At 42.2% G+C, this 26,462-nt stretch carries 27 protein-coding genes; all 27 read right to left on the bottom strand.

What is annotated here, in order from left to right:
- Positions 1-97: 97 nt before the first annotated feature.
- On the bottom strand, positions 98-1,108 hold the full coding sequence (locus tag ACZ43M_RS00370; RefSeq protein ID WP_464507909.1) for a serine/threonine protein kinase: 1,011 nt from the start codon (positions 1,106-1,108) through the stop codon (positions 98-100).
- Positions 1,077-1,814, bottom strand: a complete 738-nt coding sequence (locus tag ACZ43M_RS00365) for a VWA domain-containing protein (RefSeq protein WP_464505567.1) — start codon at positions 1,812-1,814, stop codon at positions 1,077-1,079. The genes ACZ43M_RS00370 and ACZ43M_RS00365 overlap by 32 nt, the downstream gene beginning before the upstream one ends.
- Positions 1,815-1,909: 95 nt before the next feature.
- Entirely contained in the window at positions 1,910-4,387 is a 2,478-nt protein-coding gene (gene spoIIE, locus ACZ43M_RS00360; protein WP_464505566.1) for a stage II sporulation protein E, read from the bottom strand.
- 294 nt (positions 4,388-4,681) lie between these two features.
- Positions 4,682-5,116, bottom strand: coding sequence for a S1 domain-containing RNA-binding protein (locus ACZ43M_RS00355; RefSeq protein WP_464505565.1), 435 nt, complete (start codon positions 5,114-5,116; stop codon positions 4,682-4,684).
- A gap of 95 nt (positions 5,117-5,211) precedes the next feature.
- Positions 5,212-5,595 carry an FtsB family cell division protein gene (locus ACZ43M_RS00350; protein WP_464505564.1) on the bottom strand — a complete coding sequence of 128 codons (384 nt, stop codon included), beginning with the start codon at positions 5,593-5,595 and terminating at the stop codon, positions 5,212-5,214.
- Positions 5,596-5,610: 15 nt separating this feature from the next.
- Positions 5,611-6,243 (bottom strand): spore cortex biosynthesis protein YabQ, encoded by a 633-nt coding sequence (gene yabQ, locus ACZ43M_RS00345; protein ID WP_464505563.1) that lies wholly within the window; start codon positions 6,241-6,243, stop codon positions 5,611-5,613.
- Entirely contained in the window at positions 6,240-6,545 is a 306-nt protein-coding gene (yabP, locus tag ACZ43M_RS00340) for a sporulation protein YabP (RefSeq protein WP_464505562.1), read from the bottom strand. The genes yabQ and yabP overlap by 4 nt, the downstream gene beginning before the upstream one ends.
- A gap of 110 nt (positions 6,546-6,655) precedes the next feature.
- Complete coding sequence (locus tag ACZ43M_RS00335) at positions 6,656-6,934, bottom strand: RNA-binding S4 domain-containing protein (RefSeq protein ID WP_464505561.1); 279 nt, start codon at positions 6,932-6,934, stop codon at positions 6,656-6,658.
- 16 nt (positions 6,935-6,950) lie between these two features.
- A complete protein-coding gene (gene yabN, locus ACZ43M_RS00330; protein WP_464505560.1) occupies positions 6,951-8,417 on the bottom strand; it encodes a bifunctional methyltransferase/pyrophosphohydrolase YabN in 1,467 nt (488 codons plus the stop codon).
- Positions 8,401-10,029: a putative polysaccharide biosynthesis protein gene (locus ACZ43M_RS00325; RefSeq protein ID WP_464505559.1), complete on the bottom strand. Its 1,629-nt coding sequence runs from the start codon at positions 10,027-10,029 to the stop codon at positions 8,401-8,403. The genes yabN and ACZ43M_RS00325 overlap by 17 nt, the downstream gene beginning before the upstream one ends.
- 96 nt (positions 10,030-10,125) lie before the next feature.
- Positions 10,126-10,662, bottom strand: coding sequence for a stage V sporulation protein T (spoVT, locus tag ACZ43M_RS00320; RefSeq protein WP_464505558.1), 537 nt, complete (start codon positions 10,660-10,662; stop codon positions 10,126-10,128).
- Between the two features lie 176 nt (positions 10,663-10,838).
- Entirely contained in the window at positions 10,839-14,378 is a 3,540-nt protein-coding gene (gene mfd, locus ACZ43M_RS00315) for a transcription-repair coupling factor (protein ID WP_464505557.1), read from the bottom strand.
- Positions 14,379-14,467: 89 nt separating this feature from the next.
- Entirely contained in the window at positions 14,468-14,698 is a 231-nt protein-coding gene (locus ACZ43M_RS00310; protein WP_464505556.1) for an anti-sigma-F factor Fin family protein, read from the bottom strand.
- Between the two features lie 120 nt (positions 14,699-14,818).
- Positions 14,819-15,382 (bottom strand): aminoacyl-tRNA hydrolase, encoded by a 564-nt coding sequence (gene pth / locus ACZ43M_RS00305; protein ID WP_464507908.1) that lies wholly within the window; start codon positions 15,380-15,382, stop codon positions 14,819-14,821.
- Between the two features lie 125 nt (positions 15,383-15,507).
- The gene (locus tag ACZ43M_RS00300; RefSeq protein ID WP_464505555.1) at positions 15,508-16,143 is read right to left on the bottom strand and encodes a 50S ribosomal protein L25/general stress protein Ctc; all 636 of its coding nucleotides are present in this window, start codon (positions 16,141-16,143) and stop codon (positions 15,508-15,510) included.
- A 69-nt stretch (positions 16,144-16,212) separates the two neighbouring features.
- Positions 16,213-17,169 (bottom strand): ribose-phosphate diphosphokinase, encoded by a 957-nt coding sequence (locus ACZ43M_RS00295; protein ID WP_464505554.1) that lies wholly within the window; start codon positions 17,167-17,169, stop codon positions 16,213-16,215.
- Between the two features lie 22 nt (positions 17,170-17,191).
- Positions 17,192-18,565, bottom strand: coding sequence for a bifunctional UDP-N-acetylglucosamine diphosphorylase/glucosamine-1-phosphate N-acetyltransferase GlmU (gene glmU, locus ACZ43M_RS00290; RefSeq protein WP_464505553.1), 1,374 nt, complete (start codon positions 18,563-18,565; stop codon positions 17,192-17,194).
- Between the two features lie 203 nt (positions 18,566-18,768).
- Complete coding sequence (gene spoVG, locus ACZ43M_RS00285) at positions 18,769-19,059, bottom strand: septation regulator SpoVG (RefSeq protein ID WP_003347151.1); 291 nt, start codon at positions 19,057-19,059, stop codon at positions 18,769-18,771.
- 313 nt (positions 19,060-19,372) lie between these two features.
- The gene (ridA, locus tag ACZ43M_RS00280; RefSeq protein ID WP_464505552.1) at positions 19,373-19,747 is read right to left on the bottom strand and encodes a 2-iminobutanoate/2-iminopropanoate deaminase; all 375 of its coding nucleotides are present in this window, start codon (positions 19,745-19,747) and stop codon (positions 19,373-19,375) included.
- A complete protein-coding gene (gene purR / locus ACZ43M_RS00275) occupies positions 19,747-20,577 on the bottom strand; it encodes a pur operon repressor (protein ID WP_464505551.1) in 831 nt (276 codons plus the stop codon). The genes ridA and purR overlap by 1 nt, the downstream gene beginning before the upstream one ends.
- A gap of 53 nt (positions 20,578-20,630) precedes the next feature.
- The gene (ispE, locus tag ACZ43M_RS00270) at positions 20,631-21,500 is read right to left on the bottom strand and encodes a 4-(cytidine 5'-diphospho)-2-C-methyl-D-erythritol kinase (protein WP_464505550.1); all 870 of its coding nucleotides are present in this window, start codon (positions 21,498-21,500) and stop codon (positions 20,631-20,633) included.
- A 268-nt stretch (positions 21,501-21,768) separates the two neighbouring features.
- On the bottom strand, positions 21,769-21,951 hold the full coding sequence (locus ACZ43M_RS00265; protein WP_464505549.1) for a small, acid-soluble spore protein, alpha/beta type: 183 nt from the start codon (positions 21,949-21,951) through the stop codon (positions 21,769-21,771).
- A gap of 121 nt (positions 21,952-22,072) precedes the next feature.
- Positions 22,073-22,336, bottom strand: a complete 264-nt coding sequence (gene veg, locus ACZ43M_RS00260) for a biofilm formation stimulator Veg (protein ID WP_464505548.1) — start codon at positions 22,334-22,336, stop codon at positions 22,073-22,075.
- A 197-nt stretch (positions 22,337-22,533) separates the two neighbouring features.
- A complete protein-coding gene (gene yabG / locus ACZ43M_RS00255) occupies positions 22,534-23,415 on the bottom strand; it encodes a sporulation peptidase YabG (protein WP_464505547.1) in 882 nt (293 codons plus the stop codon).
- Positions 23,416-23,563: 148 nt separating this feature from the next.
- A complete protein-coding gene (gene rsmA / locus ACZ43M_RS00250; RefSeq protein WP_464505546.1) occupies positions 23,564-24,442 on the bottom strand; it encodes a 16S rRNA (adenine(1518)-N(6)/adenine(1519)-N(6))-dimethyltransferase RsmA in 879 nt (292 codons plus the stop codon).
- Positions 24,435-24,995, bottom strand: a complete 561-nt coding sequence (gene rnmV / locus ACZ43M_RS00245; RefSeq protein WP_464505545.1) for a ribonuclease M5 — start codon at positions 24,993-24,995, stop codon at positions 24,435-24,437. Before rnmV ends, rsmA begins: the two co-directional genes overlap by 8 nt.
- Before the next feature lie 183 nt (positions 24,996-25,178).
- Positions 25,179-26,321: a ubiquitin-like domain-containing protein gene (locus ACZ43M_RS00240; protein ID WP_464505544.1), complete on the bottom strand. Its 1,143-nt coding sequence runs from the start codon at positions 26,319-26,321 to the stop codon at positions 25,179-25,181.
- Positions 26,322-26,462 lie beyond the last annotated feature (141 nt).

The following is a 26,462-nucleotide window of genomic DNA, read 5'->3' as shown; positions in this document are numbered from 1 at the left end:
CCACTTATCGTTAAATCCTATCAAAACAAAGGCTTGCCAATGTTTAGTTAATTGCCGTTTCTATAAATACGAATCAACTCACAAGAAGTTTCATCTATTACAGCAGTTTTAAAAAAATATACATACTATATAAGATGCAAAGGACTGTGCCAATGACGAAAAATTCCATCCATCCGCTCTTTTTCTTTTTTTGGCGATACTGCTGTCTAGAAATGGATTGCGCTCCTGTTGTCTGTTGAGTAGTTGCTGGCCGTTTCGAAGCAGCACCTGTTGCAGCTTTGGATCCGCTGCCTGGGCTTGGCTGACCACTCATACTATTCAATAAATCATCTCTCATTTGCTTTGCTGTCGTGTATTGACCTTGAAGTGCTCTTAAGATTACTTTTTCATAGCGCTTCAGTTCAGGCTTTTGCTTAATGGCTCCTTTGAGTTGGGCAAGCCCTCCTGTTGTCTTCGTCAATCTTTTTGGATAGGCCGTATTAATCATCATCATCGCCACCGCAAATAAATCATACGTGCGTTCTGCCTTGCGTGTGCCAAGCCCCCAATACCCGCGATCGTAGAATTCGGTGAACTCTTTAATTGCCCTCCCTTGAATGGTCGTACCGCCGACATCAATGCATCTGATTTTTGGGGGAGGGCCGGTGACAATCAGGTTCTCGGGTTTTAAATCACCAAACACCCAACCATTTTCATGGAGTTTGTCCAGATCATTTAATAGCTGCAAAAATAACACAGGGACCCACGATTTCCCCTTATTGGCGATAAACGCAAGCAAATCAGGACCTTGGATATATTCCATTGCATAAAAAGATAACTGTCCATACTTGCTCTGCCAATCATCGACATCAACTAAAGAAGGCCCGAGGGATGGAGACCCCTGGACCTTCGCTAAGGATTTTAACACATTTACCTCAGAGGTGATCGACATACTGTTATCACTCATTTTCAAAGCTACCTGAGTGTTGTTTTGCTTGGCAAGGTAGACCACCCCATTGGCTCCAAATCCTAATTCTTTTAAAATCACATATTGCTTGGCATGCCATCTCCCTGTAATAACCGTCCCGGGACTGATCTTATACTGAGTCTTCCAAGTATGATTCATCATCATTTGCCAATAAGCTCCTTAATGATGGTTTTTGATTGAACGAGGCTAAAGCCGTTCTGAGTGCTGGGCCTGTTGGCGTTATGCCTCCAGTACTTAACTTGGAAAATACACTTGTCAAATTTTGCAGGTTGGGCGTCCAATCCAGCAGCTTTTCGACATCATTTCTTTTCCCGGGAAATACATAAACAGAGAACTGATTTTCCCCTGTACGGGCATTCAAGCTTAGAGATAGGTCGAATAATGCTTCTTTTACTGTCGGAAGCTTATGTTTCATACTGGCGCTTGTATCGACAAGTATCAACACTTCTAGTTCGACAGTTTCACCAAGTTCATCGACAACTTCCATGACCTCGCCCCGTTTTTCTGGCGGAAGATCCTCCATTGTTTTCGAGCGTCCTAGTATTTGCTGTAATTCCCGATTAACCACCCCTTGAATGGTCTGATTCATCGCCTTTCTTGTTACCATTTGTACCGTTTGTGACAGTTGTTGGGCATATACGATTTGACTTACCCCGCCGCCTGACATCGCGATACCTTCAATTTCCGTCATCCCTTTTTCATCAATCACATCCTGCTCCATGACACCAATGACGTTGACTGTAATTCCTTGCTCTCGAGCCAAGGCGGCAATAGCAATTGGATCCTCTCCTTGATTGGAGCAGCCATCGGTAATTAAAAGAATTTGACGGATCTTCCCTGTATACATAACGTTCTCCCTCCACTTTTAGCATTTGGTACCATTTTCGACCGAGTGGAGGGGATTTATACATAATTCGAAATCTACCGGGATAAAATAATGTGTTAAGCTCGTTTCCTTACTTTTTGCATTGGAATGGATGCCCACTTAGGGGTATTGTGCTTGATTTTGGCGACCATGATTGTCATATCATCATCAATCACTTCACCTTTTGAGCGGATCACTTCCTCAAGAATTAGATCGGCAACGTCCTGCGGATCCTCTGTTTCCATCTCCAAAATTTTACGCTTCATCCATAAGTCATAGTTTTCTACATGTTTTGGACCTTCGAAGACCCCATCACTCATCATAATTAACAGATCGCCAGCCTTTAACTGGTCGCTGACAACATCCACTTCGAAATCCTGGAGAATTCCCATCGGCAGATTGCTGGCCTGAATTTTAATCACCTTTTTACCCCGTTTAATAAAGCTTGGGGTCGAGCCAATTTTTAGGAACTTAGCCGAGGCATTTTTTAAATCAATCATTGCCAAGTCGAGGGTGGAGAAAATTTCATCCGTTGTCCTTAAAGAAAGGATTGAATTGACGGATTTAATGGCAATTTGTTCTTCTATTCCCGATTGGAGAATTTTTTGTAACAGCTGTAAGGTTTCCTTACTCTCGTAATGAGCACGTTCACCATTGCCCATCCCGTCGCTGATAGCGATCGCAAACTTACCAAGTCCAAGTTCAATGGTTGAATGACTGTCACCGGATACTAATCCTCCATCCTTTGCCGCATGGGCAACCCCTGTTTCAACAGTAAATGCCTTTGTCGACCTAAAAGTAACATAACAAAGGTCGTTTGGAGTGGCAGCACAATCCTCTTTTTTCACTATAATCGTTTCACCAAGAATATCAGACAACATTGGGGCAATCAGTTTTTCACATTCCCCATGACCGTTGCAAAATGGAACTGACATCTCTATGTCAACATTACCAGGTTCAAGACTGTAAATTTCCACCTGTTCAATGTGGATCCCGAATCCTTGGATTGCTTCCATGATTTGTTCTTCCTGTTTATAATAATTTTCACGTTCCCGTTGTATTTCCTTGGCAAAATTATTCATCACCTCGGAAACACCCATTAACTGATCAGCAACCAGGTTTCGACTCTCCTGAACCTTTTTCTTTAATTTTTGATTTGCTTGATAAAAAGTTAATTCGGTGCCAATCGTTTCATAAACTTTTTTTGAACGGGAACACAGCCTTTCCCATTCCCGTGCCAGCTTTAAGGAGACGTTCCCGTCATTTTGGTCCATTTCATGAATAATATCCTCCATATAGGCATAGGTTGTACTAAAATTCTTCGCCCAGCATTGCTCCTTTTTAAAGCAGGTTTGACATGTCTTTTCCGTCACATGACTCATAAAGTAATCCATTTCTCTGCCACTTTCATCTTCAAATGCCGGTTCAGAGTCTAACTGTGAGAAACTTTTGGACAATGCGTGAAAGACAGTTGAAAATTGGGAAACTCTCTGGGCGGTCACATCGCGCATTTTCCGCATATATTTCTGCTGCTCGGCGGTGTGCTCTGGAGTGCCTGGAATATATTTGGCCAATCGCGATGTGAGCATCTGCGGGGTCAATAAAAATAATAGAATGGCGGTGCTTGATTCGAGAATGGTCACCTTTAAAGAACCGCCTCCTTCTCCATACATCCCAATTAGCAGCGTTGCAATAAACAGACCAACCGAAACGCCAATCTTTTTCCCTTCCTTCATCAAGCCGCCCAATACCCCGGAAAACGCCAGCAGGCTCATATGATAAAAACTTGAAACACTGGCAAGGCTGAAAATCAACCCGGTCACTACCCCGACAGTTGATCCGATGGTTGCTCCGGCAATAAATGAAAATATTAACACTAGGTATCGGGACAGTATATGTTCCACCGACATATCATAAACCTTCCAGCCTATGGTTCCTGTCATAATCGATGCCAGCATAATAATTAAACAAACAATCTCTTCTGTTTTCAACAGCTGCCTGCGCTTATTGAAGGTTAATAGGGGAATGCTCTGCAGGAAAATCAGCGTCAGGATAAAGGCAAGACTGGCTTGAACGCCGACCATCATAGCGTCGTAGATTGTCAGCTGTTCAGAAAAATAATAAGCCTCTGCCAGTTTTCCCAACCCCAAAATAATTCCCACAAAGAATGGCAGCGCCTTCATCTCATTTGCTAACCATTTTTGGCTAATTCTGTAGATTACAATAAAACAGAAGGTAATAATGAAGGTTAAGGCGGCATTGGCCAGCGACAGGGTTGCAGCCCCTGCAATGAGTCCGATCAGGGCAAGCGGTGCCCGATCTCGTTTAATTAAATAAACGGCTGCAAAAAAAGGAAGACTGAACGGGGCCAGCTTTGCCAAGATTAACGCTCGTCCCAGCAGAAAGCCTACGATTAGTAAAAGGATCCCTTTTTTGATAAAAAAGGATTCTAGCATAAACAAAAATTTTCTTAATCCATTTTCGAGATTCCACTTTGGAGAGTGAAGATTTACTTCTCCGATCGGCTCTATTAAACTTGCGTTTGGCTTTTCCATTATTCACACTCCTCGTTATATCTAGTTGAAAACTATTATAGAGTTGATAGAATGTAAAGTTTGTCAAATTAGTGAACAAGTTAAAAAAATCGTTCGACGGTTTTCACTATATTCATTCAAATAATATGAACTATCCCGAATTGCTGACGTTGTCCCTTGATCAATGTTGTTAATATTGGCATTCTATAGCGGTGTTTGTATTATATTTTTTGGCATACAAAAAAGACAAGTCTATTTAGACTTGTCTTTTATCTATTAAAAATCTGCTCTATCCAAGTATAAGTCAGCAGCAAGTTAACCCCGTCTGGCTCCTCTTCCTCCACGCTTGGACTCTGTGTTTCGCTTTAGGGAAGATAAACGATCTTCGCTATCCTTTAAAAATTTCGCCATTTTAGTCTCAAAGTTCTCTGGTCTAGCATTATTGCGATCGTTCGATCTGCCATGACGTGGACGTTGGTTTGAAAATTTTCTTTCTCTTTCCGGTTGTTCTGGTCTATCCTTGGCTTTCTTAATTGATAAGCCAATCTTGCCATCCTTCTCAACATTGAGAACCTTCACTTCAACTTGATCGCCGACTTTAAGATGATCGTTAATATCTTTTACATAATTGTCAGCAACCTCGCTGATGTGCACAAGTCCTGTTGAACCATCCGGCAGCTCCACAAACGCTCCGAAATTTGTAATTCCTGTCACCTTTCCTTGTAACTTGCTGCCTACTTCGATTGACATAAAAAAAATGTTCCTCCTTAAAAATATAAAAAATCAAACTTACTATATATTATACAGAAAGGGAAATTTGAGTGTCAATAATGCGCCCTATTGGTTCATTTTTCCTTCTTTTCGTCAGGGATATTAAAAATAATTTCATTCTTTTCTGAGAAAAAGTATTCTTTCCTAGCCAGTTTAGCAATATATTCGTCATCATTCAATTTAATGATATTCTCATTTAATATATCTTCCTGCTTTTTTAATTCAGCGAGCTCAGTTTTAAGCTTCTGGTGCTGTGTTATTTTTGCTTCAAGCTTGGAATTCTGGGAAATTAAGCCGGAAATCAGCAAATAAGATAGGACAGCCGCAACCACAAAAAATAGCGACAGCCTTCTGATTAACAGCTTCCGTTTCCTCGCTGAAGCAATTTCTGCATATTCCTGCTGTTTGACATATGGCGTCTGGATTCTGGATACATTTTTTTGGCGTTCAGCTCCCATTTCCCTTATCCTTCCTTACTCTTTTCTTTTTTTCCATTTATTTAACCACTTAATTATATTATTCCAGATTACCTTTAATTTTCCTGCCGTTTCATTATATAACTTCTCGACGGATTTTTTAAGTCCTTTCGGCAAAAGTTTCCATAAAATTAATAAAATTCGTTTTCCAATACCAAAAATAAAGTTTAGTAAAGCTTGCAGGACCTTCCAAATAAAGTTAGCTATTGATAGGAGTCCTTTTCCTATGGACAGAAGAATAACAATTACTAGTTGAACTAGTCCAACAATTGGTTTATATATAAGCATTAGGAAGGTTCTTTTGATAAATTGTGCTACGGAGATGACTGTTCTAATGAGGAACTCCAACAACCTTAGATAAAAAGTTTTTAACAAACTTTGATAGGCGGCAAACCCGCAGAGAAGGGCAATAAAAATATAAAATCTTAATTCTCCGTTATTGACTAAAAACAATGCATAAAAAATAAGCAGGGCTTGGATCATCCAAAATAGCATGTCATTGATAAACACGATCCAAACCTTACGCTTTGGCCTGTCCAAAAATCTTTGATACGTGTCAAAAAGGGCCCCAAATAGCGACCCCATTCCAATCATTGAAAGCATGGTGAGAAATTGAGTCGAAAGGCTCATCGGAATAACTTGCTAAAGAATCCTTTAGCTTTCTCCCCATGATGTTCATCTAGATAGACGAGATCAAAGATTTTCCCTTTAATCGAAACAATTCCCTTTTCGACATCCAGGTTTTTCATCTGCAGGTTCTGTCCCTTAATGGCAAGGAACCCCATCGACGTCTCCAGCAAAAACTCCTCATTATCAAAGCTTTCTACTTGCTTAACACCGGTAATATCTAGAAGCTTTCTTCCTCTCATCATAACATCATGGTCTGGAATATTACTTTTTGTTGATTGACTTTCATAATATTGTTGGCTCATTCTTATCCCCCACAATCTTTTGTCCAGCGCAGCACCAAGGCGCTTCCGCTTTTCTTAGTACAATCATTTTGTACATTTTTATGTGAAGAGAAAGAAAAATAGAACAAGCTTTACTCCAAACCTTCTTCTGAATAGCTTACCTTTTCTTCCTTGATGATTGTGTACATTTCTGCCGCTTCTTCTTTGCGGGTCGTTTCCTGAATCCGTTCAATTCTGACGGTCACTCTCCGCTGTCCAAGGCGAAGTGTTAGTTCATCACCGACTTTTACCGTTGAGCTCGCTTTGGCTTCTTTCCCATTAATCTCAATCCGGCCTTGGTCGGATACCTCCTTGGCCAAGGTTCTTCGCTTAATTAATCGTGATACTTTTAAAAACTTATCTAAACGCATAGCCTGTCTCTCCCTTCTATAATCCTTTTTGCTTTGCCTCATCCCAATAGTGGTCAAGCTCTTCAAGCGTATAGTCCTCAAAGCTTTTGCCGCTCTTGTTTACCTGCTTCTCAATGTACTGAAACCGGCGAACGAATTTTTCGTTAGTTTGAAAAAGTGCCTCTTCGGGATGAATGTTCAGGAACCTCGCCACATTGACAAACGCAAACATCAAGTCGCCAAATTCCTTTTCTGCATTAACCAAGCTCCCAGCTCTTAACTCAGCAGTAAATTCCTCGAGCTCTTCTTTCACTTTCTCCAAAGCAGGGGTAATTTCCTGCCAGTCAAAGCCAACCTTTGCTGCTTTCTTTTGCAGTTCGTAAGCTCTTAGCAAATTGGGCAGTGCTTTTGAAACTCCATCGAGCTTGGATGCTTGACGGGCTTGGCCGCCCTTTTCCTGCTCTTTAATTTGCTGCCAATTTTGAACAACCTCTTCGGCATTTGCTGCTTTGCCTTCACCAAATACATGGGGGTGACGTCGGACCATTTTTGCCGAAATTCCTTCAATGACATCATCGATGGAAAAATAACCATCATCTTCACCAATTTGCGCATGAAGCATCACTTGAAGCAGGACATCACCTAGTTCCTCAATCAAATGGTCTAAATCCCCTTCATTGATTGCCTCGATGACTTCATAGGTTTCTTCAATCAAATATCTTTTTAACGATTCATGGGTTTGTTCCTTATCCCATGGGCAGCCATTTGGCCCTCTCAACTGTGCAATAATTCCGCGCAGTTTTCCGAAGTTTTTCCAGAGGATTTCCTCATTCTTGACAGGCGGAACATAAACAGAGGTAAGATTATTAATTGATACATTGCGATCCAATTCATATAACATGACTTTCTCGAGGTTTTCCTGCTTGCTGCCAGCACCAGTGACAATCCATACTTCGTAGTCATCCGGATATCTTTCCATAAGTGTAAGCTTAACATCGGAAGCGATATATTGGTCATAAACTTGACTGATGATAATATGCTGATCCATTTGCAGTTGATTGGCATAAATTAAAGTGCCATCCAGTAGTTGAAAGCCTTCTATTGGATCAATTTTTAAAGAAGCAAAAATCGCATCAATAAAGCTTTGTCCACCGCCGACCGTGACTTCCACTCCCGCCTTCGGTCCGTATTCAAACAGTAGCTGAGCCGTGCGCTCGGCTACTAGCGGATGACCTGGCACTGCATAGAAGATATCTTCATTTTCTGCCTTTTTGATTAAATTTTGGACTATTTCCGCGTACACTTCCTCAAACTGATCATGTTGTTCATAAATAGAATCAAATGAGGTAAATGTCATTCCATCTGCGGCTAATTCCGCAACGACTGGATGCTCTTTTGTTCTTAGGTACACATGCTCAGCCTTTATTAACTTTCGATAAACACCGACCTGAAGCTGTTCTAAATCACCTGCACCTAAGCCGACAATTTCAATTTTTTTTGCCATAGTAACCCCGATCCTTTCGAGCCATTAAATAAATAAATTTACTGCCAAACGGGAAAAGAGCAAGCTCTTCCACCTTGAATACTTTCCCTCTAATCACAATGACACTAAAAATGAGTCCACCAAATCCGACAGCAGATAACGCCTGCAGTGCTGCTCCAGTTCGGCTGTCCTCCAATGGTCCAAATATAATATCCAATAGGGAAAAATAGCCTTTTAAACACAAAACCATTCCCAATCCTGCCGCGAAAACTGTCGCCAAAAACCGCATCGGTACCAGCGGGACAGGAATCATTTTATTTAATTTCAATAACAAAAGTATTATCACAATTCCTAACGAAATTAGAGTTGAAACTGCGGCCCCCATTGTTCCATATTCCGGAACTAAAACGATATTCAGAAGGTATTTTACAGGGAACAAGCTTACCACGGCTAGAGCAGGAAATATCATGTTTCCTAGTCCCTGCAGAATCGCCATAATAATAGATATGATAGATGTAAGCAAAATAACAAAACTTAACATACCCAAAACGGAAGAACCAAGGTCATTCTCGAACAGCATAATATTCGTTGGGGTGATAATTGCCGCCAGCCCAAATGAGGCTCCAAGACCAATGACGATACTTACCTTTATGGCTAATTGGATTTTATGATATAAAAATTCCGGCCTGGCTGCTAGTCGCTCACGCGTAATAAGCGGCACAAGCGTTAAGGACATAGACGAAGCGGCGACAGTTCCCAATTGAATTAACGGCTGGCCGCGGTCATAAATCCCCTTTAAAGTTTTAGCTGTATCCTGACTTATATTTGAGGTGACAAGCAAAGAATATAAATTTAATGAGTCCGCCAATTGAATAAAAATCATCAGCATCCCGCTGATGCAAATCGCCAAACCATGAAACGTGAGTGCTTTTAGAATAGGTTTTACCCCAGCCTTATCCTTTTTCAATTCTCCTTTTCCGGGTGCGATTACTTTCCATTCTTTACGAATCCAAATAAACATAAACAAAATGATGCCAGAAATAATGCTCCCAGTAATTGACCCAAACATGGCTCCCCCGCCGACCAGATATAAGGAGACTCCTTTTTGCATCAAAAGGTACGATAGGAACAGGATTGTCAATACTCGAATGACCTGCTCGCCAACCTGTGATAATGCAGTCGGCGCCATATCGCCAATCCCCTGATAAAGTCCTCGCAGCGTTGCCACAATCGGAAATGTTATAAAGACTATGGAAACAACCCTAATCAACACCGAAAGCTCGGAGTCATGCATCCACTGTGCAATTAAATCTGCCCCAAAATAGAGAATTAGAAAACATATCAAACCGAATAGTTGTAAATATACAAACGACACCAACAGCAGCAGCCGGTTTCCTGCCTCACCCTTTTCCTTTTGTTCCGCATAAAGCTTGGAAATGACAACCGGAAAACCTGATGTAGCGAGAACTATTGCCATGCCGTAAAACGGATATACTTGCTGATATATGTAAAAGCCGATATCCCCAACAATATTTTGAAAGGGAATCCGGTAAAAGGCACTTAGAATTTTCGTAATAATTGCACCAATGGTTAAAATAAAGGCCCCTTTAAACAAAGCCTTTGATGGGTTCACATGGTTCACCTGCCTCGGAATGCGTAAGCGCGCCTACCATTATAGCATTAAAAAAGACAGCCTGGGCTGCCTTTTTCGTCATATCATCCAAAATAACTACTGTTCCATTTGTCTTGCCAGGAAGCCAGCTGCTGTTTCCACAGCCTTCTGCTCTACTTGCCCTAGTGTTCCTTCTTTTGAAAAAATAATCACGGCACCTATCGGGTCTCCATTGGCAATGATCGGGCCAATGGTGTAAGAGGTTACCGATTCTTCATTGCTTTCTACCAAGGAAACATCGCCCTGCTGAGTGACGAGCGTTGAATTGCGATCCTCCATGGTCTTTTCAACTAAATCACTAATATTTTTATTTAAATAATCTTTTTTAGAACCACCCGCTATTGCAATATAAGTATCCCGATCACAAATCAGAACAGGGTTACCGAGGCTGTCAAATAGGGCTTCAGCATATTCCTTGGCAAAATCGCTTAACTCGCTGATTGGTGAATACTTCTTTAAAATGACTTCCCCATCCCGGTCAACAAAGATCTCTAGCGGATCCCCTTCACGGATACGCAAGGTTCTGCGTATTTCTTTAGGAATTACTACACGACCCAAATCATCGATTCGACGAACTATTCCAGTTGCTTTCATCCAATGTTGCCTCACTTTCATCTGATGATTGTTCAACTTGGCAAGTGATTTTTCTAATCACTTCCAACTTTGAATTTAGTATCTTTCAACTGGAAAGTTCTATACACGACCGTCACATTTTTTTCACATATTCAGGAACTGCTGCCAATTCCGGAAACATTGGAAATTGAGGCAAATTAATTCACTGGGTTTCCTTGTTCTTTTCTTGCTAACGGGATGCCTTTAACCATTTCAAAGATGATATTGAGCCAGACGGCGGCCTCAAAGTCTTTGGTTTTGATGACAATTTTTAGTTTCTTTCCCTCCATGCCAGGGATGACCGCACGGCCATACTTACTGCCAAGGTGGAACAATTTGCTGCCATCGATTGTGTTTGTTACGGCCTCATTTAAAAGGATCGTCACTTCCTGCTTCTGTTGCTTAACCTGTTCAACGCCGTGCTCAATGGCAAAAACCTTCATTTCCGCAATCTGGAACAGATAGGCGACTTCATTAGGATACTCGCCAAAACGATCAAGCATTTCCGCATGCAGTTCTTCAATATCCTCAAGTGTCTGGGCTCCTCTAAATCGCTTATACATCTCAATTTTTTGATGCCCATCCTTAATATAAGTGTCAGGAATGTAGGCATCAATTTCAAGGTCAATTTCAACAGTTGGTTTTGGTGCTGCCGCTAGGTCACCTTTACGCTCTTCAATCGCTTCCTTAAGCATTTGTGAATAAAGGTCAAAGCCCACTGAATCAATAAAACCATGCTGCTGAGCACCTAATAAATTTCCTGCTCCTCTTATCGATAAGTCGCGCATGGCAATTTTAAAGCCTGAGCCTAACTCGGTAAATTCTTTAATTGTCTCTAGGCGTTTTTCGGCAACTTCTGTTAATACTTTATCTTTACGATAGGTGAAATACGCATACGCCACCCGGTTTGACCGGCCGACGCGGCCGCGCAGCTGATAAAGCTGGGACAGACCCATGCGGTCGGCATCGTGAACAATCAGAGTATTGACATTAGGAATATCAACACCTGTTTCAATTATGGTGGTACTTACCAAGACATCAAACTCACCTGCTAAAAAGCTGAGCATGACAGACTCCAATTCGTTCTCTGACATCCGACCATGGGCACAGGTTACCCGTGCGTCCGGCACCAGCATGCGAATTTCCTCGGCCTTGCGTTCGATATCCTCGACGCGATTGTATAAAAAGTAAACTTGTCCGTTGCGGGCAAGCTCACGTTCAATTGCCTCTCTGACAAGAGTTCCGTTGTATTCCATGACATATGTTTGCACCGGAAAGCGATTTTCCGGCGGTGTCTCAATAACCGATAAATCGCGGACACCGAGCATCGACATATGCAGCGTCCTCGGGATTGGCGTTGCGGTCAACGTTAACACATCAATATTGGTTTTTAATTTCTTAATTTTTTCTTTATGTGTTACACCAAAGCGCTGCTCCTCATCAATGATTAACAGCCCTATGTCACGATAAACAATTTCTTTGGACAGCAGGCGATGTGTTCCGACGACAATATCAACGGTTCCCGCCTTTAATCCTTTTATTGTTTCCGTTTGCTGTTTCTTCGTGCGGAATCTACTTAACATGCCAATATTAATCGGAAAATCTTGAAATCTCTCGCGCAATGTCTCGTAGTGCTGCTGAGCCAATATCGTCGTTGGCACAAGAAAGGCCACCTGTTTACCGTCGGCAATTGCCTTAAATGCTGCCCGGATGGCCACCTCCGTTTTTCCATAGCCAACATCGCCGCACAACAACCGGTCCATCGGGCGGGGGCGTTCCATATCCTTTTTAATTTCATGGATAGACCTAAGCTGGTCTTCTGTTTCGCGATATGCAAACGATGTTTCAAATTCCCGCTGCATATCGCCATCTGGTGAAAAGGCGTATCCTACTGCGGCCTCCCGCTCGGCATAGAGCTTAATCAGGTCATCAGCAATATCCTCAACAGAAGATTGGACCTTCTTCTTAACCTTTTTCCAATCAGTGCCGCCCAATTTATAAATTTTCGGCTCTTTTCCTTCGGAACCAACATACTTCTGTACAAGATCGATTTGTTCAACCGGTACATATAGTTTATCAGTCCCCTGGTAACGGATATGAAGGTAATCTTTATGAATACCATTGATCACCAATGTTTCTATCCCTAAATATTTACCTATACCGTGATTCACATGAACGACATAATCACCAATCTTAAGCTCCGAATAGCTTTTAATCCGTTCAGCATTGGAGAGCTTTTGCCGACTCGAAGAGCTCTTTTTCACCCGCTTATTAAACAGCTCTTCCTCCGTAATGATGGCAATTTTTTGAATTGACAGCTCAAAGCCTGATTGCAGGCTCCCTTTCATAATCTGTACTCTTCCAGGTAAAAGCTGCTGGTTATCAGTAATGATACTGGCATCCACTTCATAATCCTCGAGAACGCGTTCGAGTTTTTTCACTCTTTCTCCGTCGGGGCCTAAAAATAGAATACAATAATTGCTTTTTTTCCATCTGTCTATCTCAGCTTTTAACAGATGCATTTGCCCATGGAAGTTCTGCATCGGCTTGCAGGATACATTAATGATATTTTGCGGGCTGGTATTAGCGACATGCCGTAAAAATAACGACATATAAATAATTGGAAACTCTTTTTTGATCAAAAACGCCTGCAGGTCATGAGAAATCTGCAAATCATGAATGATCTTCCCTTCACTTAGCAAAGCTGTGTACCACTCAGCTTCTTCTTTCACAAGCGATTCATTCATCTCTTGAATTCGGGTGATTTCATCTAGAAATACTAAGCTATTCCGCGGAAGGTAGTCTAGTAGACTGCTAGGTGAATCATAGGCTAGTGACAAGTATTTATAAACTTGTTCAGGCTTTTGGCCATTTTTTAATTGCTCCAATTCATAGCTGATGTTTTGTGTAAGCTGAAGTTTGGCCTTGTCGTCTTTTAATTTTTTTAGACTCTTCGCTAAACCATCTTCCAATCTGTCAATCATTGCACTATAATGTTCGGCCCCCAGCAAAACCTCTGTTGCCGGACCAATCACAACATTGTTAACCTTTCCTTTTGAACGCTGGTCCTCGAGGGAGAAATAACGAATCGAATCGATTTCGGTATCAAATAACTCTATTCTTAACGGATTCTCCTCGGTGAGCGGGTAAATATCAATAATTCCACCCCTGACACTAAATTCACCCGGGGTGCTTACCATTTCGCCGCGTACATAGCCCATTTTGACCAATGTATTCAGGAAATCTTCAATCTCCAAATCTTCCCCTATTTTTAATGATAGCTGGTATCGCTGCCATAATGATTTGGGAGGGAGAATTTTCTTTAACCCGGCAATCGGGACAATTAAAATTCCTTTATTATGCTGACTCCAGTAATTCAATACGTCGATACGCTGTGCCTTCAATTCCGGACTGGCAATGCTGAGTTCAGCAGCAATTAGCTCGTTTGCCGGGAAGAGAAACACTTCTGTTTCATTTACTAGATTGGCAAGGTCATCATAGAGCTTTTGAGCTTGTAATAGATTATGGGTAACAACCATGATCGGCCTATTTAATTTTTCGTATATTGCTGCTGTAAATACAGTTCTTGAAGAACCTGATAATCCGGCAATAAGCTGTTCCCGCAAATTTTCTTCGATGCCGGCCAGGACGGACTGAACATCTTCCTGTTGCAGGAACAACGATTTTAGACCATTCAAAACTTCTCCTCCTCCCTATAAAAGTTTTATTATTTTGGCTTGCGCCATTTTTTAAACAGAAAAATGCTTTGGAGTTATTCCAAAGCTGGCTAATGAATCAAAAAATCATATTGATGATATTCCGGATTCCGTTCCAATGCTTCCTGGCAATCTTCGCATATCGCCTTGATATATATTTCCCCTGAGGCGTCATAGGTAACCATATCCAGTCTTTCCTGATCGGTTAATTTATGAAGTCCAAGTGTCTCTGAGTGGACGGATGTCTGCTCAATAGAACCAAGTTTAGTGCCACAATGACGGCAATGATAATGGATGGCCATGCATGTCCCTCCCTAATCTGCAATTCATTATTAGTATGAACGGCAGCGGAAGAACTTATTCATCATGAGATTGCTACGAACTTACTTTTGCTTTAGTCTATTAAGCAAAAGCTCGTATCATTACTGATTATATTCATTCATTACCTGTAAAAATGGCCTTTTTAGCCAGGCTTCACAGGCATCGGCACTCTTCAGGACAGCTTCTTTCATTGGCCCCTGTTCATCGGTCCGGAATTTCCCAAGTACATAATCAGGCACACTGATGCCTGGAGGATTGGGCCGGTCTATTCCGATCCGGATTCGATTAAATTCCTGTGTTCCGAGATGTTGTACCGTTGACTTAATACCGTTATGACCGCCAGGACTTCCCTTTTGACGGAGCCGAATTCTTCCTACGGGCAAATCAAGGTCATCATAGATGATCACCAGATTTTCCAGATCTTCTTGATAATAATCGATCACTGCTCGAATACTTTCCCCTGATAAATTCATATAGGTTAATGGCTTTAACAGCAGAACCTTTTCCCCGCCAGCTAAGCCAATCCCGTATACCCCTTTATGTTTTGCCTGATTAAGCGGGATATTCCAGCGGCTGGCCAATTCGTCAATCACTTCAAAGCCAATGTTATGCCGTGTATGCTCATATTGTTTCCCGGGGTTCCCCAAGCCAACAATCACCTTCATATCAGGTCCCCCTTCCTCTTCTGATTTCGTCCGTTTTTTGAAAAATCTCGATAACATTCCAACTTCTCCCATTGTATGTCTATGTAATAAAAGACGTAACCAACAAGGTTACGTCTATTACTATTCTATTCTTTGCCTTCAGGCTCTGTTTCTCTGCCTTCTTCATTATCCGGGTGGCCGCCTTCTTGCTGCTCACCGGCGTTGATTTCCTCTTCGACTTTAGGCGGCAGAATCGAAGCAACGACTTCACTTTCCTCGTGGTTAATCGTCATCCCCATCGTCGGAATATCTCTAACAAAGAGAGTATCACCAACTTGAAGATTCGAGACATCTACTTCAATTTGCGGCGGAATAGCATCCGGTGTTGTTGTAACCGATAGCTGGTGCATTGGCTGCTGCAGCATACCGCCATCCTTGACGCCCAGTGCTTCTCCCACGAGAGCAAGTCTTACGTCTACGGTGATTTTTGAGGATTTATCGACAGCAAGAAAATCAACATGAATGATTTCCTTTTTAATAGCATCTTCTTGATACTCCGACAGAATCACATCTTGCTTCGTACCGCCGACATCAAGCGAAATCACACCATTTCTGCCAACAGCACGGATGGTTTTGGTTAGGTCTGCCGAACTGACAAACACCGGCTTGCTTTCCACCTTTGCGCCATATACGACAGCAGGGATATTTCCAATTTTCCTCATCTTCTTTAATTCTGAGCGAGGAGAATCCTTACGCTCTTTTGCTTCTAAAATAGCACTCATGTATATCACCTTCCTATTTCAGTCATCCCTATAAAAATGCCCTAAAACAGGAAGGTTTAAACATAAATTTTAGTCAAACAACGTACTTACAGACTGCTCCTCATGGATACGGATAATGGCTTCCCCAATTAATGGAGCTACAGAAAGGCTGACAATTTTTTCAATTTTCTTCTCTTCAGGAAGTAAGATCGAGTTCGTTACAACCAATTCTTTAATTTTAGAATTTTGAATTCGTTCAATCGCCGGTCCCGATAATACTGGATGGGTACAGGAAGCATAAACTTCTTTTGCACCATTTTCCACTAATGCGTTAGCAGCAAGGGTAATTGTACCCGCTGTATCAATAATATCATCGATTAAAATCGCAACCTTGCCTTCAATATTACCGACGATATTCATGACTTCAGCCACGTTTGGTCTAGGACGGCGCTTATCAATAATAGCAATTGGCGCTTTTAGACGCTCTGCCATTTTTCTTGCTCTCGTTACGCCGCCATGGTCTGGGGAAACAATGACAATATCGCCATCTAACGCCTTATCCTTAAAGTAATCTGAAAGAATTGGCACACCCATTAAGTGGTCAGTAGGGATTTCAAAGAAGCCTTGAATTTGCGGTGCATGTAAATCTAAGCAAAGTACACGTGTAGCACCCGCGGTTTCGAGCAAGTTAGCAAATAACTTTGCAGTAATTGGCTCCCGGGCACGTGCTTTTCGGTCCTGACGGGCATAACCGTAGTAAGGCATAACAATATTAATCGTTTTGGCTGATGCCCTTTTTAGTGCATCAATCATGATTAGTAGTTCCATAATATTGTCATTTACAGGGCTGCTGGTCGATTGAATGACGAAAACATCACAGCCGCGGATACTCTCTTCAATATTAATTTGGATTTCTCCATCACTAAATTTATTGACGGAACATTTCCCAAGTTCGACCCCTATCACCTTGGCGATTTCCTGAGCAAGGGGGATGTTGGAATTTAAACTGAACACCTTTAAGTTTGGATCTAAATATTGATTCGACATGAGGGCCCTCCATTAATTTCGCTTATTTTTTCAAATTAAGCTTGTCAACGTAATTTTCCTTGTTCACTTGATGTGCACGCGCAATTGATAAAGCGTTGCCTGGTACATCCTTTGTTATGGTGGAACCGGCAGCAACATAGGCTCCTTTTCCGATCGTAACAGGGGCAACCAAATTAGAGTTGCAGCCAATAAACACTTCATCTTCAATCTTCGTTAAAAATTTATTTTTACCATCATAATTGACGGTGATCGAGCCACAGCCGATATTCACATTGCTGCCCACTTCGGCATCACCAATATAGCTAAGATGCGATGCTTTACTTCCTTTGCCAAAGACAGCCTTTTTAATTTCCACAAAGTTGCCAATTTTCACTTCATCAGCAATATTTGACTCTGGCCGGATATGTGCGAACGGGCCGATATTAACCTTTGACCCAATGCAACTATTATGAGCGGCTGATTGCCTAATGACGGTTCCATCACCAATTTGGCATGATACAATTTCCGAATGAGGACCAATCGTACAGTCTGCACCGATTGTCGTCTTGCCTTTAAGCATAGTCCCCGGCAGAATTGTCGTATCAGCACCTATTTCAACATCAGCTTCAATATAGGTGTTATGCGGATCAACGATCGTTACCCCGTTACGCATATGTAGTTCATTGATGCGGGAACGCATGATTCGCTCTGCTTCCGCCAATGCCACGCGGTCATTGACACCAAGCGTCTCTTCTAAATCACTCGTTTGGTAGGCCGTCACGATCTCGCCCTGCTTTTTCAGGATTTCAATCAAATCTGGGAGATAGTACTCTCCTTGGACATTCTCATTAGAGACATGCTTTAACGCTTCAAATAACGCTATATTGTCAAAACAATAGGTTCCTGTATTAATTTCGTTAATTTTCCGTTCATCTTCAGTGGCGTCTTTATGCTCAACAATTTTTTCTACGAGACCATTTGAATTGCGAACAATTCGGCCATAGCCGGATGGATTCTCAATTTTTGCTGTGAGCACCGTTGCTTTCGCCTTTGCTTCCACATGCTGCTTGAAAAGCGCTTCCATTGTTTCAGCCTTAATTAATGGAGTATCTCCGCAGACAACCAGTGTTACGCCTTCCTTTCCTTCCAACATTTCTCTTGCCTGCATTACAGCATGTGCTGTGCCAAGCTGTTGGTCTTGAAGTGCATAAAGGCTGGAATTACCTAACTGGGCCTTTACCGTTTCGGCTCCGTGGCCAATAATCGTAACGATTTCCTGAATATCAAGATTGTTGACTTGATCAACAACGTGTTGAACCATTGGTTTTCCGCATACGGGATGTAAAACTTTATATAGCTTTGATTTCATCCGTGTTCCTTGACCAGCGGCTAAAATCACAGCATAACGATTAGACATGGACAGTCCTCCATTTTTTAACCTTTTTACCCATTAAAATATTAACGTAAATAGGATTGTATTTCAAGAAATGAAGAATATATGTCTAATGTCTTAATTTTGAGTTTTTTTATTGGCGGCGTAATATGGGGAATGATTGGGGAATTTCCAAATAAATAAAAAAGAGCCTAACTGAGAAGAAAGGCCCTAGTTGTTTTTAATTCTCAGGAAGCTCCGGCTTCTTCAAATTCTACTTCCAATTCACCTAAACGGTGGTACTCAGCCAATACCGCTTCTTGGATCTTTCCGCGTGTTCCAGAGTTGATTGGATGCGCAATGTCACGAAATTCTCCATCTGGAGTCCGCTTACTTGGCATAGCGACAAATAAACCGTTGTTTCCGTCAATAACGCGAATGTCGTGGACAACAAATTCGTTATCTAGTGTAATTGAAGCGATTGCCCTCATACGACCATCGGTATTAACGCGGCGTAGTCTTACGTCAGTTACTTCCATGTGCTCACACCCTTTTTCAATGTTAAATAATTAATTCAACAGGAAATTGCATTATCCTTCTTTATTTCAAAAAATTTTTGAAAAATTAGGGCAAATTGGTGAACATTTGAAAATATTGGGTGTATTTTTACAAAATAACACAAAAAAATAGGCTGTATTTCCTAGTTTTATGTTTCTAAACAAGAAAAAACGCCCGTTTATTTAGCAAATAAAAAAGTCTAAAATTGTCTCCAATTTTTGTTCTCAGCTTCGCGCGCATAAATTCAACTAAGCCTCTGTCTTCGTCCTAACGGACTTGCCAGTCGGCAAGTTTTCATTTAACGAGCGCAACTACTTCGATCTCAACTAATGCGTCTTTTGGCAGACGGGCGACTTCGACGCAGGAGCGTGCAGGTTTATGGGCAGAGAAATATTCGCCATATACTTCATTAACCGCAGCGAACTCATCCATATTTTTGATAAATACAGTGGCCTTTACGACTGTTTCTAGTGAGGCACCTGCTTCTTGAAGCACTGCCTGCAAATTGCGGAATACCTGATGGGTTTGATCTTTAATATCTCCGGTCACCATTGTTCCTTCAGGTGTTAATGGAATTTGCCCTGAGCTATAAAATAGATTGTTTACGACAATTCCTTGGGAATATGGGCCAATAGCCGCTGGAGCTCCGCTAGTTTGAACAACTTTCATTAAAATTCTCCCCTTTTTTCAAAATAATTACCAACTTGAACATTTATCTTTTTTTCTTTAACATCAACATCTGATAATTTTACGAGAGAAATATACTCATCAATCAGCCTGTCTTCCGTTTTTTCCGCCTCCACTAGCACCGCAATGCCAGCAACTTGGGCGTTAAATTCCTCTAACATGCTGATCATCCCGATTACCGTTCCGCCTGCTTTCATAAAATCATCGACAATCAGGACCTTGGATCCCGGTTTTATGCTTCGTTTTGATAAAACCATTGTCTGAATCCGTTTTGCCGATCCTGATACATAATTGATGCTGACAGTCGGTCCTTCTGTCACCTTACTATCACGACGGACGATGACAACGGGGACATTCAATTGGCTCGCTACCGCATAGGCCAGCGGAATTCCTTTCGTGGCAATCGTCATGACCACATCAATTTTTGCCTCAGCATAGGCAGATGCGATAATCCGGCCCGCTTTTTGAACGATCTGCGGACTGCCCAGAATATCCGTCAAATATAAATATCCGCCAGGCAGAAGTCTCTCGGAATCGGTAATTAACTCGCAAAGGTCTTTTACAAACGGTTCCGCCTTTTCTTTACTAACATTGATATAAAATTTCACACCGCCAGCTGCCCCGGGGACAGTTTGCAACGTTCCAATTCCCCGATGTTCAAGTGTTTCCTTGACAATAGCTAAATCCTCACTTATGGAAGACTTGGCTGATTCATAGCGGTCAGCAAAAAAAGTTAACGGCACAAGCTGGCGAGGATGGTCCAGCAAATAATTTGTCATATCTATCAAACGTTCACTGCGGCGAAATTTCATAATTACCTCCGAAACCGAATATTCTATATCAAGAATACTACTAATGTGCGCCTTTAATCAAGTGAATGCCGGACACCCAGCATTCTGACTGCAAATACTTGGTCACAAAACCCTCTCAGTCCATTATAAATACGGTGCATCCTTGAATCATGCTGAACCAATCCAAATACAGTCGGACCACTTCCGCTCATCAGGACAGCATCGGCACCGAAGCGTTTCATTTGCTCCTTAATTTGAGCAACCTCAGGATGGAGCTTTAAAGTAACATCCTCGAGGACATTGCCCATGTTATCACATACCTGTTGATAATCATTGTTTGTGATTGCTTCAATCATATCGGGAATACTCGGGTGCTGCATTCCCGACAGGTTAAGCTGTCGGTACACCTCTGCTGTTGAGACACCAATAAACGGCTTGGCCAAAATGACCCAGCAGGTTGGCGGTGCCGGGAGTTCGGTAATCACTTCTCCTCTTCCCTTGGCGAGCGCCGTCCCGCCATACACACAAAAGGAGACATCCGAACCAATTTCACTGCCAATCTGGGCTAATTGGTCAAGCGTCAAACCAAGATTCCATAATTTATTTAATCCTCTTAAAGCAGCAGCAGCATCGCTGCTTCCCCCGGCCAATCCGGCGGCAACCGGAATTGTTTTTTCGATTGAAATTGTCACACCCTGCTTTACACCGAACCGAGTCTTTAATAGTTGTGCCGCTTGATAGGCTAAATTGCGATGATCATCAGGCACATATCGATTATGGGAAAGAATATGTATTTTGTCCTCATTCAATAAGGTCAGTTCGACCCGGTCAGCTAAGTCAATTGTGGTCATAATCATTTCCACTTCATGAAAGCCGTCGGGCCGTTTATGTAAAACATCCAAGGCCAAATTAATTTTAGCCGGCGCTTTTACTAACAGCTTCACGCTCGTCCACCTACTTTTATAAATATCCAATGCCGACATTGAAGTGCCTGCCTGTTTAACTCCGAGTCATATATTGTCCTATTTTACCACAATTTGATAAATGTAAGACGTGGGTATGAATATATCCTACCAAATTTCATTATTTTATCATGATTTTTTTTAGAAAAATAGCATAAAAAGCCGGACAGTTGTCCATCCAAGGACTTTCTGCCCAGCTTTGCTGCGGTGATTGTTTGTTTAAAGTGTTAGCGGAAGCAACTTTTCAGGCCTATTGCCTGTCCCGGCCGGCCAACTGTTGTTCCGCCAGTTGGATGGCCCGCTTCACCATATTCCCTGCATCTTTTGCCCGAATACCGCCCCAGCCCTCTTTTTGGACGACATCATAAAAACCAAGATCTTTAGCAAGCTCTTCTTTAAACTGATGTGACATAACACCTCTTCTTCTGCCCATCTAAACAACCCCTTTCCAACCCGCATTATCGTTAGTATGGGTAAAAGAGAGTTTTTTTAAAGACAGCAAAAAGCAGTAAACTCCTGTTTACTGCCGCCTATTACCTATATACCATGTTAGTTTAGCTTAAAGCTGCACTTCCTGCTGTCTCATCATAGAAGGTTATCTGCACCGTCTCTGTCAGGACGTCTGCATAGCTGTAGGAAACACGTTCAAATGCATTCTCGTCCTGGTCCAATTCAATCACGAAAACAGATGGGTACGTCTCAGCAAGGACCCCGGAGCGTTCAATTGTTTTTCGCCGTCCTCCGTTTGCCTTTAGTAACAACCTTTTCCCTAAATTTGAATCGAGGGATTTTTTAATATCCGCCAAGGATTTAGTCATTCGATCCACCTCACTATGTTAAGTTTATCACACCGGCATAGTTTTGTCAAATAAAATAATAAATTATATCAGTCCAACAAAATGATTGTCAATATATTTCATTCTGTTTTTTTTGCTAAATTTCAACATTTCTAGCGTTACCTTAATCTGGGGGGAATATGTATCAAGAAAAAAATAAGCCTAGGGGGAAATACGGCTTATTCTTCTTCCTGGACAGGGCGATAAGGCATTCCGGTTCTGAGGACACCCTTTGTCTCAATTCCGCCTAGTCCCTTTTCACCTGTCAATGTATTCCGCAGCACATCCCAGACATTAATTCGCTCCATGAATGGTGTAAAGCTGATTTTGGCGACAATGTAAACCGGGTCTAGTGCATGAATGTTGATTCTTGATGGAGAACTGGCAAAATTAGCGCCGGCATAAATTAGCGATTCAAAATGGGACTGACAAGCACCAGCGAAAATCACTAATTGATCCAATTGCGGGATTTTCCTTCGTGCCTCTCTGACAGTTTGGACGAAATGCTTCGAATGGCGGTACGAGTTGATATCGGACATTTTTCCTTTTGCTTTTGAGTAGGCGTCGTGGCCGGTAATTACCAAGATATCCGGACGATAATAATCCATCAACTCGCCGATTTTTACGGGCATTTCTTTCTCGTTACAATGGACGCCTAAAACGGGGACACCAATTTTTTCGTAAAGTGCCATACATTTTTTTAAATATGAGGGGTCTCCATCCAAATGCAGGACTCTTCCGGGAATTTGAAAATAATTGTTAGGTTTCGCATAGCCCCCTGTCGCCGCATATTCCCGCCGCTCTCTTAATAATTCAACATCCTGGGTAAATAGCCTTAATGACTGCTCCTCAAGAGTTCGATACTCCTCAGAATGCTTTTTGCGTTCACTTTGATTGAGGACAACCAAATCCTGATACGGTGCATCGGCGACCAGACGGAAATCCTCACCATAGAGGATCGCAACAGTCTGGCCGTTTTGTTTTTGTATATCAATGACTCGGAAGAGAAGATCACAATTATACGAACGTCTGCCGACAATATCATTTATTTTTATATCCACTGTCGTCACTCCAATTAGACCGACAAATAGGCCATATAAATAAGGTTTCTCTCTAGGCTATGCATGGATGTTTGTCTAGGTGAGGAAATATTTTTAGTCACTGTAGCTTTAACATGTGGGAATAAAAAAATAGACCTTCTTAAAAGGTCTATTGGAAATATGAATATAGTTCATCGCTGAGCCGGCCAAATTCTTCGATTGAGAGTGTTTCGCCCCGTCGTGAGGGCTCAATTCCACTGGCGTCCAGGGCGGTGAGGATTTCTTCTTTCTTCTGTTTACCGTCCGGAAGCTGGCTGGTCAGGTTGTTCAACAATGTTTTCCGGCGCTGGGCGAAGCTTGCTTTTGTCACTTGGAAGAAGAAGTCTTCATTCTTCACAGCTACTGCAGGCTTGGTCCGTTTCGTCAACCGGATGACCGCTGAATCGACATTTGGCTGCGGGACGAATACCGTTTTGGGAACGATCATTACGATCTCAGCCTCTGTATAATACTGGACGGCAATGGAAAGTGAACCGTAATCCTTTGTACCCGGCTGGGCGGAAATCCGGTCGGCCACTTCCTTTTGAAGCATGCAGACAATCCCGCGGATTGGCAAATGTTCCTCAAGCAGTTTCATAATGATTGGCGTTGTCACGTAATAGGGCAAATTTGCGACCACCATTAAGTCAGAAACCTCGCTAAATTCCTCGGCGATTACCCCGTTCACATCCGCTTTTAACACATCATTATGAATGACATTCACATTGGAATACGGCGACAGGGTATCCGCCAAAATCGGCAGCAGCCGCTGGTCAATTTCAAAGGCGACTACTTTTTTGCTGGAGCGGGCCAGCTGTTCAGTCAGTGCCCCAATCCCCGGACCAATTTCAATCGCTCCGGAATTCTCAGTCAACTGTGCAAAACTGACTATCTTTTTTAATATATTTGTATCAATTAAGAAATTCTGCCCCAGGCTCTTCTTAAATGAGAACCCGTATTTTTCTAAAATGGCCCTTGTTCTTACCGGGGTCGCGATATCTTTATGCATGATTTTCCTCCTGCCGGACAACAGCCAGTGCCTCAGCAAATTCTTGTTTGCTGATTTGGAACATCATCAGACGTTTATGCAGCTGCTTACCGTTCGTATAGCCTATTTTTAAAAGCTCGCCTAATCGAGTTCGCCGCTCCTTGGCACCGCTGCCGCCAATCAGGCCGGCAGTTAGCAAATCCTCTTGCGTGATCTCCTCTGTTGGCGTCTCACTCATTACTTGGGCATCTTTTAATGCTTCCCTGATTGCCACCGGACTAGCATGCTCAACACCAATTCCCTTATTCCCTTTGGCTAATGCCTCATCCTTTGTTAAAAATGCGTGCTTGCAGCCAGGAACGCTTGCAGCCACGGTCTTCCGTATCTTTTCTCCGGGATAATCCGGATCGGTAAAAATGATGACTCCTCTCGTGCTATGAGCCCGTTTAATTTTTTCAATCGTGATTTGGTTAACAGCTGAACCGTTTGTTTCAATCGTATCGGCATCAACCGCCCGTTTGATGGCAGTCGTATCATCCTTGCCTTCAACGACAATGATTTCTTGAATCTTCATTAGCCCTCCAAAAAATTTAAAATAAAATTGAAAAAAAACTGAAACATTTTCGTAATGTCCATCGTCTATATTAGCAAACACCTTCATAAATTAAAGTGTAGGGATTGCATGTATTCGTTGATAAGTATAAAGAAATTTTGTAAAAAAGCAAAATGCAGAGGTACGGCCCTCTGCATTAAAAAATTATTGAAGTATCTTGATCTTTACCTGTTTACGTCCCCAACGATATGCATCCGCCTTAGAAGACATGAATACATCGATTTTATTCCCTTTAATGGCACCTCCTGTATCAGCAGCAACGGCATAGCCATAACCCTCGACATAAACTTTGGTTCCAAGTGGAATCACTCTCGGGTCTACTGCAATCACTTTGGCGTTTGGGTTGGCACGGAGATTAAAACCGGTGGCAGTTCGCCCTGAACAGCCATTGCAATACGCCGTATAGGCCGTTGCTGTAACATAAAACTCCGTTCCTGTTTCTTCTGCACCACGTGAAACCTGTAACGCTAAGTCTTTCGTTCCGACAGCCACAACCTTATCCTGCTTTGCTCTAACTATCTGTTCGCTTACTACTTTTCTGGAAACCTCTTTGCCATTTTCCAACACGACTTCATATTGTTTGGAAACGAGTCCTTGCTTACCCTGAGTTACTGTTTTTTCTTTTCCTTTTGCTAAACCTTCATCCTTTTTTGTGATTACGGCAAACTCAACAGGTTCTTCCACTACATCGGTGACTTTTTCTACTCGAATGACGTTAACAACACCATTCATTGCGATGGTTTCTGTTAATGACGGTTCAACTCGGTCTAATTCGTTTAGTTGTATGCCCTGTTGTTTCAAAAAGTCAGCGACCGTAGTCGAAGTGGACCAAACTTCTTTCGGATTTCCGCCGTCAACAAGGCTCAGAGGAAAGGCGATATGTATGCCAATCTTCATCTTTTCCTTGATTGCCGCCTGCGGTCCAGGGGATAGTTTATCATACTCGTTCAAAACAATATTCTCTGCCTTTAAAGCCTCTGCTACAGTCCCAGCTGTTGTCCAAATCGTTTTCTTCTCGTTGTCCTTGACAATGGTCACCTGCTTCGCTTGCTTCCAAACAATCTCAAGGTTATCCTTCACCTTGGTATCTAGGTTTGGATGCAAGTAGTCCTGATTGCGGATCGATACATCTTGCTCATCTAATATTTCTTTAACAGTATCTGCATGCGTCTTGTAGACCATCTGCTCGCCATTTAATGTGAGCGCTACCGTGTTCTTTGATCCCTCATAGAGAAGACTGCTAAGAGTGGTTAGCAAAACTACGAAACTAGCAAACGCAATGGTCAAATTTCTTCCGCTCAAGGACTCGAAAAACAGGCTTTTCACGTTTTTGAATACGATGAAAAACGCCTCCTTTTCTTTGGAGAGATATTTAAAAACCAAGCTGCCTGGCTGTCAACCTTTGCATACCCTGAGAACTTATTCCTA

The organism is Neobacillus sp. B24, assembly GCF_055381825.1.
The sequence above is the reverse complement of the archived record's forward strand: the minus strand, read 5'-3'. Positions and strand labels throughout refer to the sequence as shown.

Excerpts from the sequence above, each read along its gene's own strand:
- ACZ43M_RS00370 (WP_464507909.1), bottom strand. The coding sequence starts at position 1,108 with ATGATGAATCATACTTGGAAGACTCAGTATAAGATCAGTCCCGGGACG.
- ACZ43M_RS00365 (WP_464505567.1), bottom strand. The coding sequence starts at position 1,814 with ATGTATACAGGGAAGATCCGTCAAATTCTTTTAATTACCGATGGCTGC.
- spoIIE (WP_464505566.1), bottom strand. The coding sequence starts at position 4,387 with ATGGAAAAGCCAAACGCAAGTTTAATAGAGCCGATCGGAGAAGTAAAT.
- ACZ43M_RS00355 (WP_464505565.1), bottom strand. The coding sequence starts at position 5,116 with ATGTCAATCGAAGTAGGCAGCAAGTTACAAGGAAAGGTGACAGGAATT.
- ACZ43M_RS00350 (WP_464505564.1), bottom strand. The coding sequence starts at position 5,595 with ATGGGAGCTGAACGCCAAAAAAATGTATCCAGAATCCAGACGCCATAT.
- yabQ (WP_464505563.1), bottom strand. The coding sequence starts at position 6,243 with ATGAGCCTTTCGACTCAATTTCTCACCATGCTTTCAATGATTGGAATG.
- yabP (WP_464505562.1), bottom strand. The coding sequence starts at position 6,545 with ATGAGCCAACAATATTATGAAAGTCAATCAACAAAAAGTAATATTCCA.
- ACZ43M_RS00335 (WP_464505561.1), bottom strand. The coding sequence starts at position 6,934 with ATGCGTTTAGATAAGTTTTTAAAAGTATCACGATTAATTAAGCGAAGA.
- yabN (WP_464505560.1), bottom strand. The coding sequence starts at position 8,417 with ATGGCAAAAAAAATTGAAATTGTCGGCTTAGGTGCAGGTGATTTAGAA.
- spoVT (WP_464505558.1), bottom strand. The coding sequence starts at position 10,662 with ATGAAAGCAACTGGAATAGTTCGTCGAATCGATGATTTGGGTCGTGTA.
- ACZ43M_RS00310 (WP_464505556.1), bottom strand. The coding sequence starts at position 14,698 with ATGGCCATCCATTATCATTGCCGTCATTGTGGCACTAAACTTGGTTCT.
- pth (WP_464507908.1), bottom strand. The coding sequence starts at position 15,382 with ATGAAGGTGATTGTTGGCTTGGGGAACCCCGGGAAACAATATGAGCAT.
- ACZ43M_RS00300 (WP_464505555.1), bottom strand. The coding sequence starts at position 16,143 with ATGAGTGCTATTTTAGAAGCAAAAGAGCGTAAGGATTCTCCTCGCTCA.
- ACZ43M_RS00295 (WP_464505554.1), bottom strand. The coding sequence starts at position 17,169 with ATGTCGAATCAATATTTAGATCCAAACTTAAAGGTGTTCAGTTTAAAT.
- glmU (WP_464505553.1), bottom strand. The coding sequence starts at position 18,565 with ATGTCTAATCGTTATGCTGTGATTTTAGCCGCTGGTCAAGGAACACGG.
- spoVG (WP_003347151.1), bottom strand. The coding sequence starts at position 19,059 with ATGGAAGTAACTGACGTAAGACTACGCCGCGTTAATACCGATGGTCGT.
- ridA (WP_464505552.1), bottom strand. The coding sequence starts at position 19,747 with ATGAAAGTTGTTCAAACTAGCGGAGCTCCAGCGGCTATTGGCCCATAT.
- purR (WP_464505551.1), bottom strand. The coding sequence starts at position 20,577 with ATGAAATTTCGCCGCAGTGAACGTTTGATAGATATGACAAATTATTTG.
- ACZ43M_RS00265 (WP_464505549.1), bottom strand. The coding sequence starts at position 21,951 with ATGGGCAGAAGAAGAGGTGTTATGTCACATCAGTTTAAAGAAGAGCTT.
- veg (WP_464505548.1), bottom strand. The coding sequence starts at position 22,336 with ATGACTAAATCCTTGGCGGATATTAAAAAATCCCTCGATTCAAATTTA.
- rsmA (WP_464505546.1), bottom strand. The coding sequence starts at position 24,442 with ATGCATAAAGATATCGCGACCCCGGTAAGAACAAGGGCCATTTTAGAA.
- rnmV (WP_464505545.1), bottom strand. The coding sequence starts at position 24,995 with ATGAAGATTCAAGAAATCATTGTCGTTGAAGGCAAGGATGATACGACT.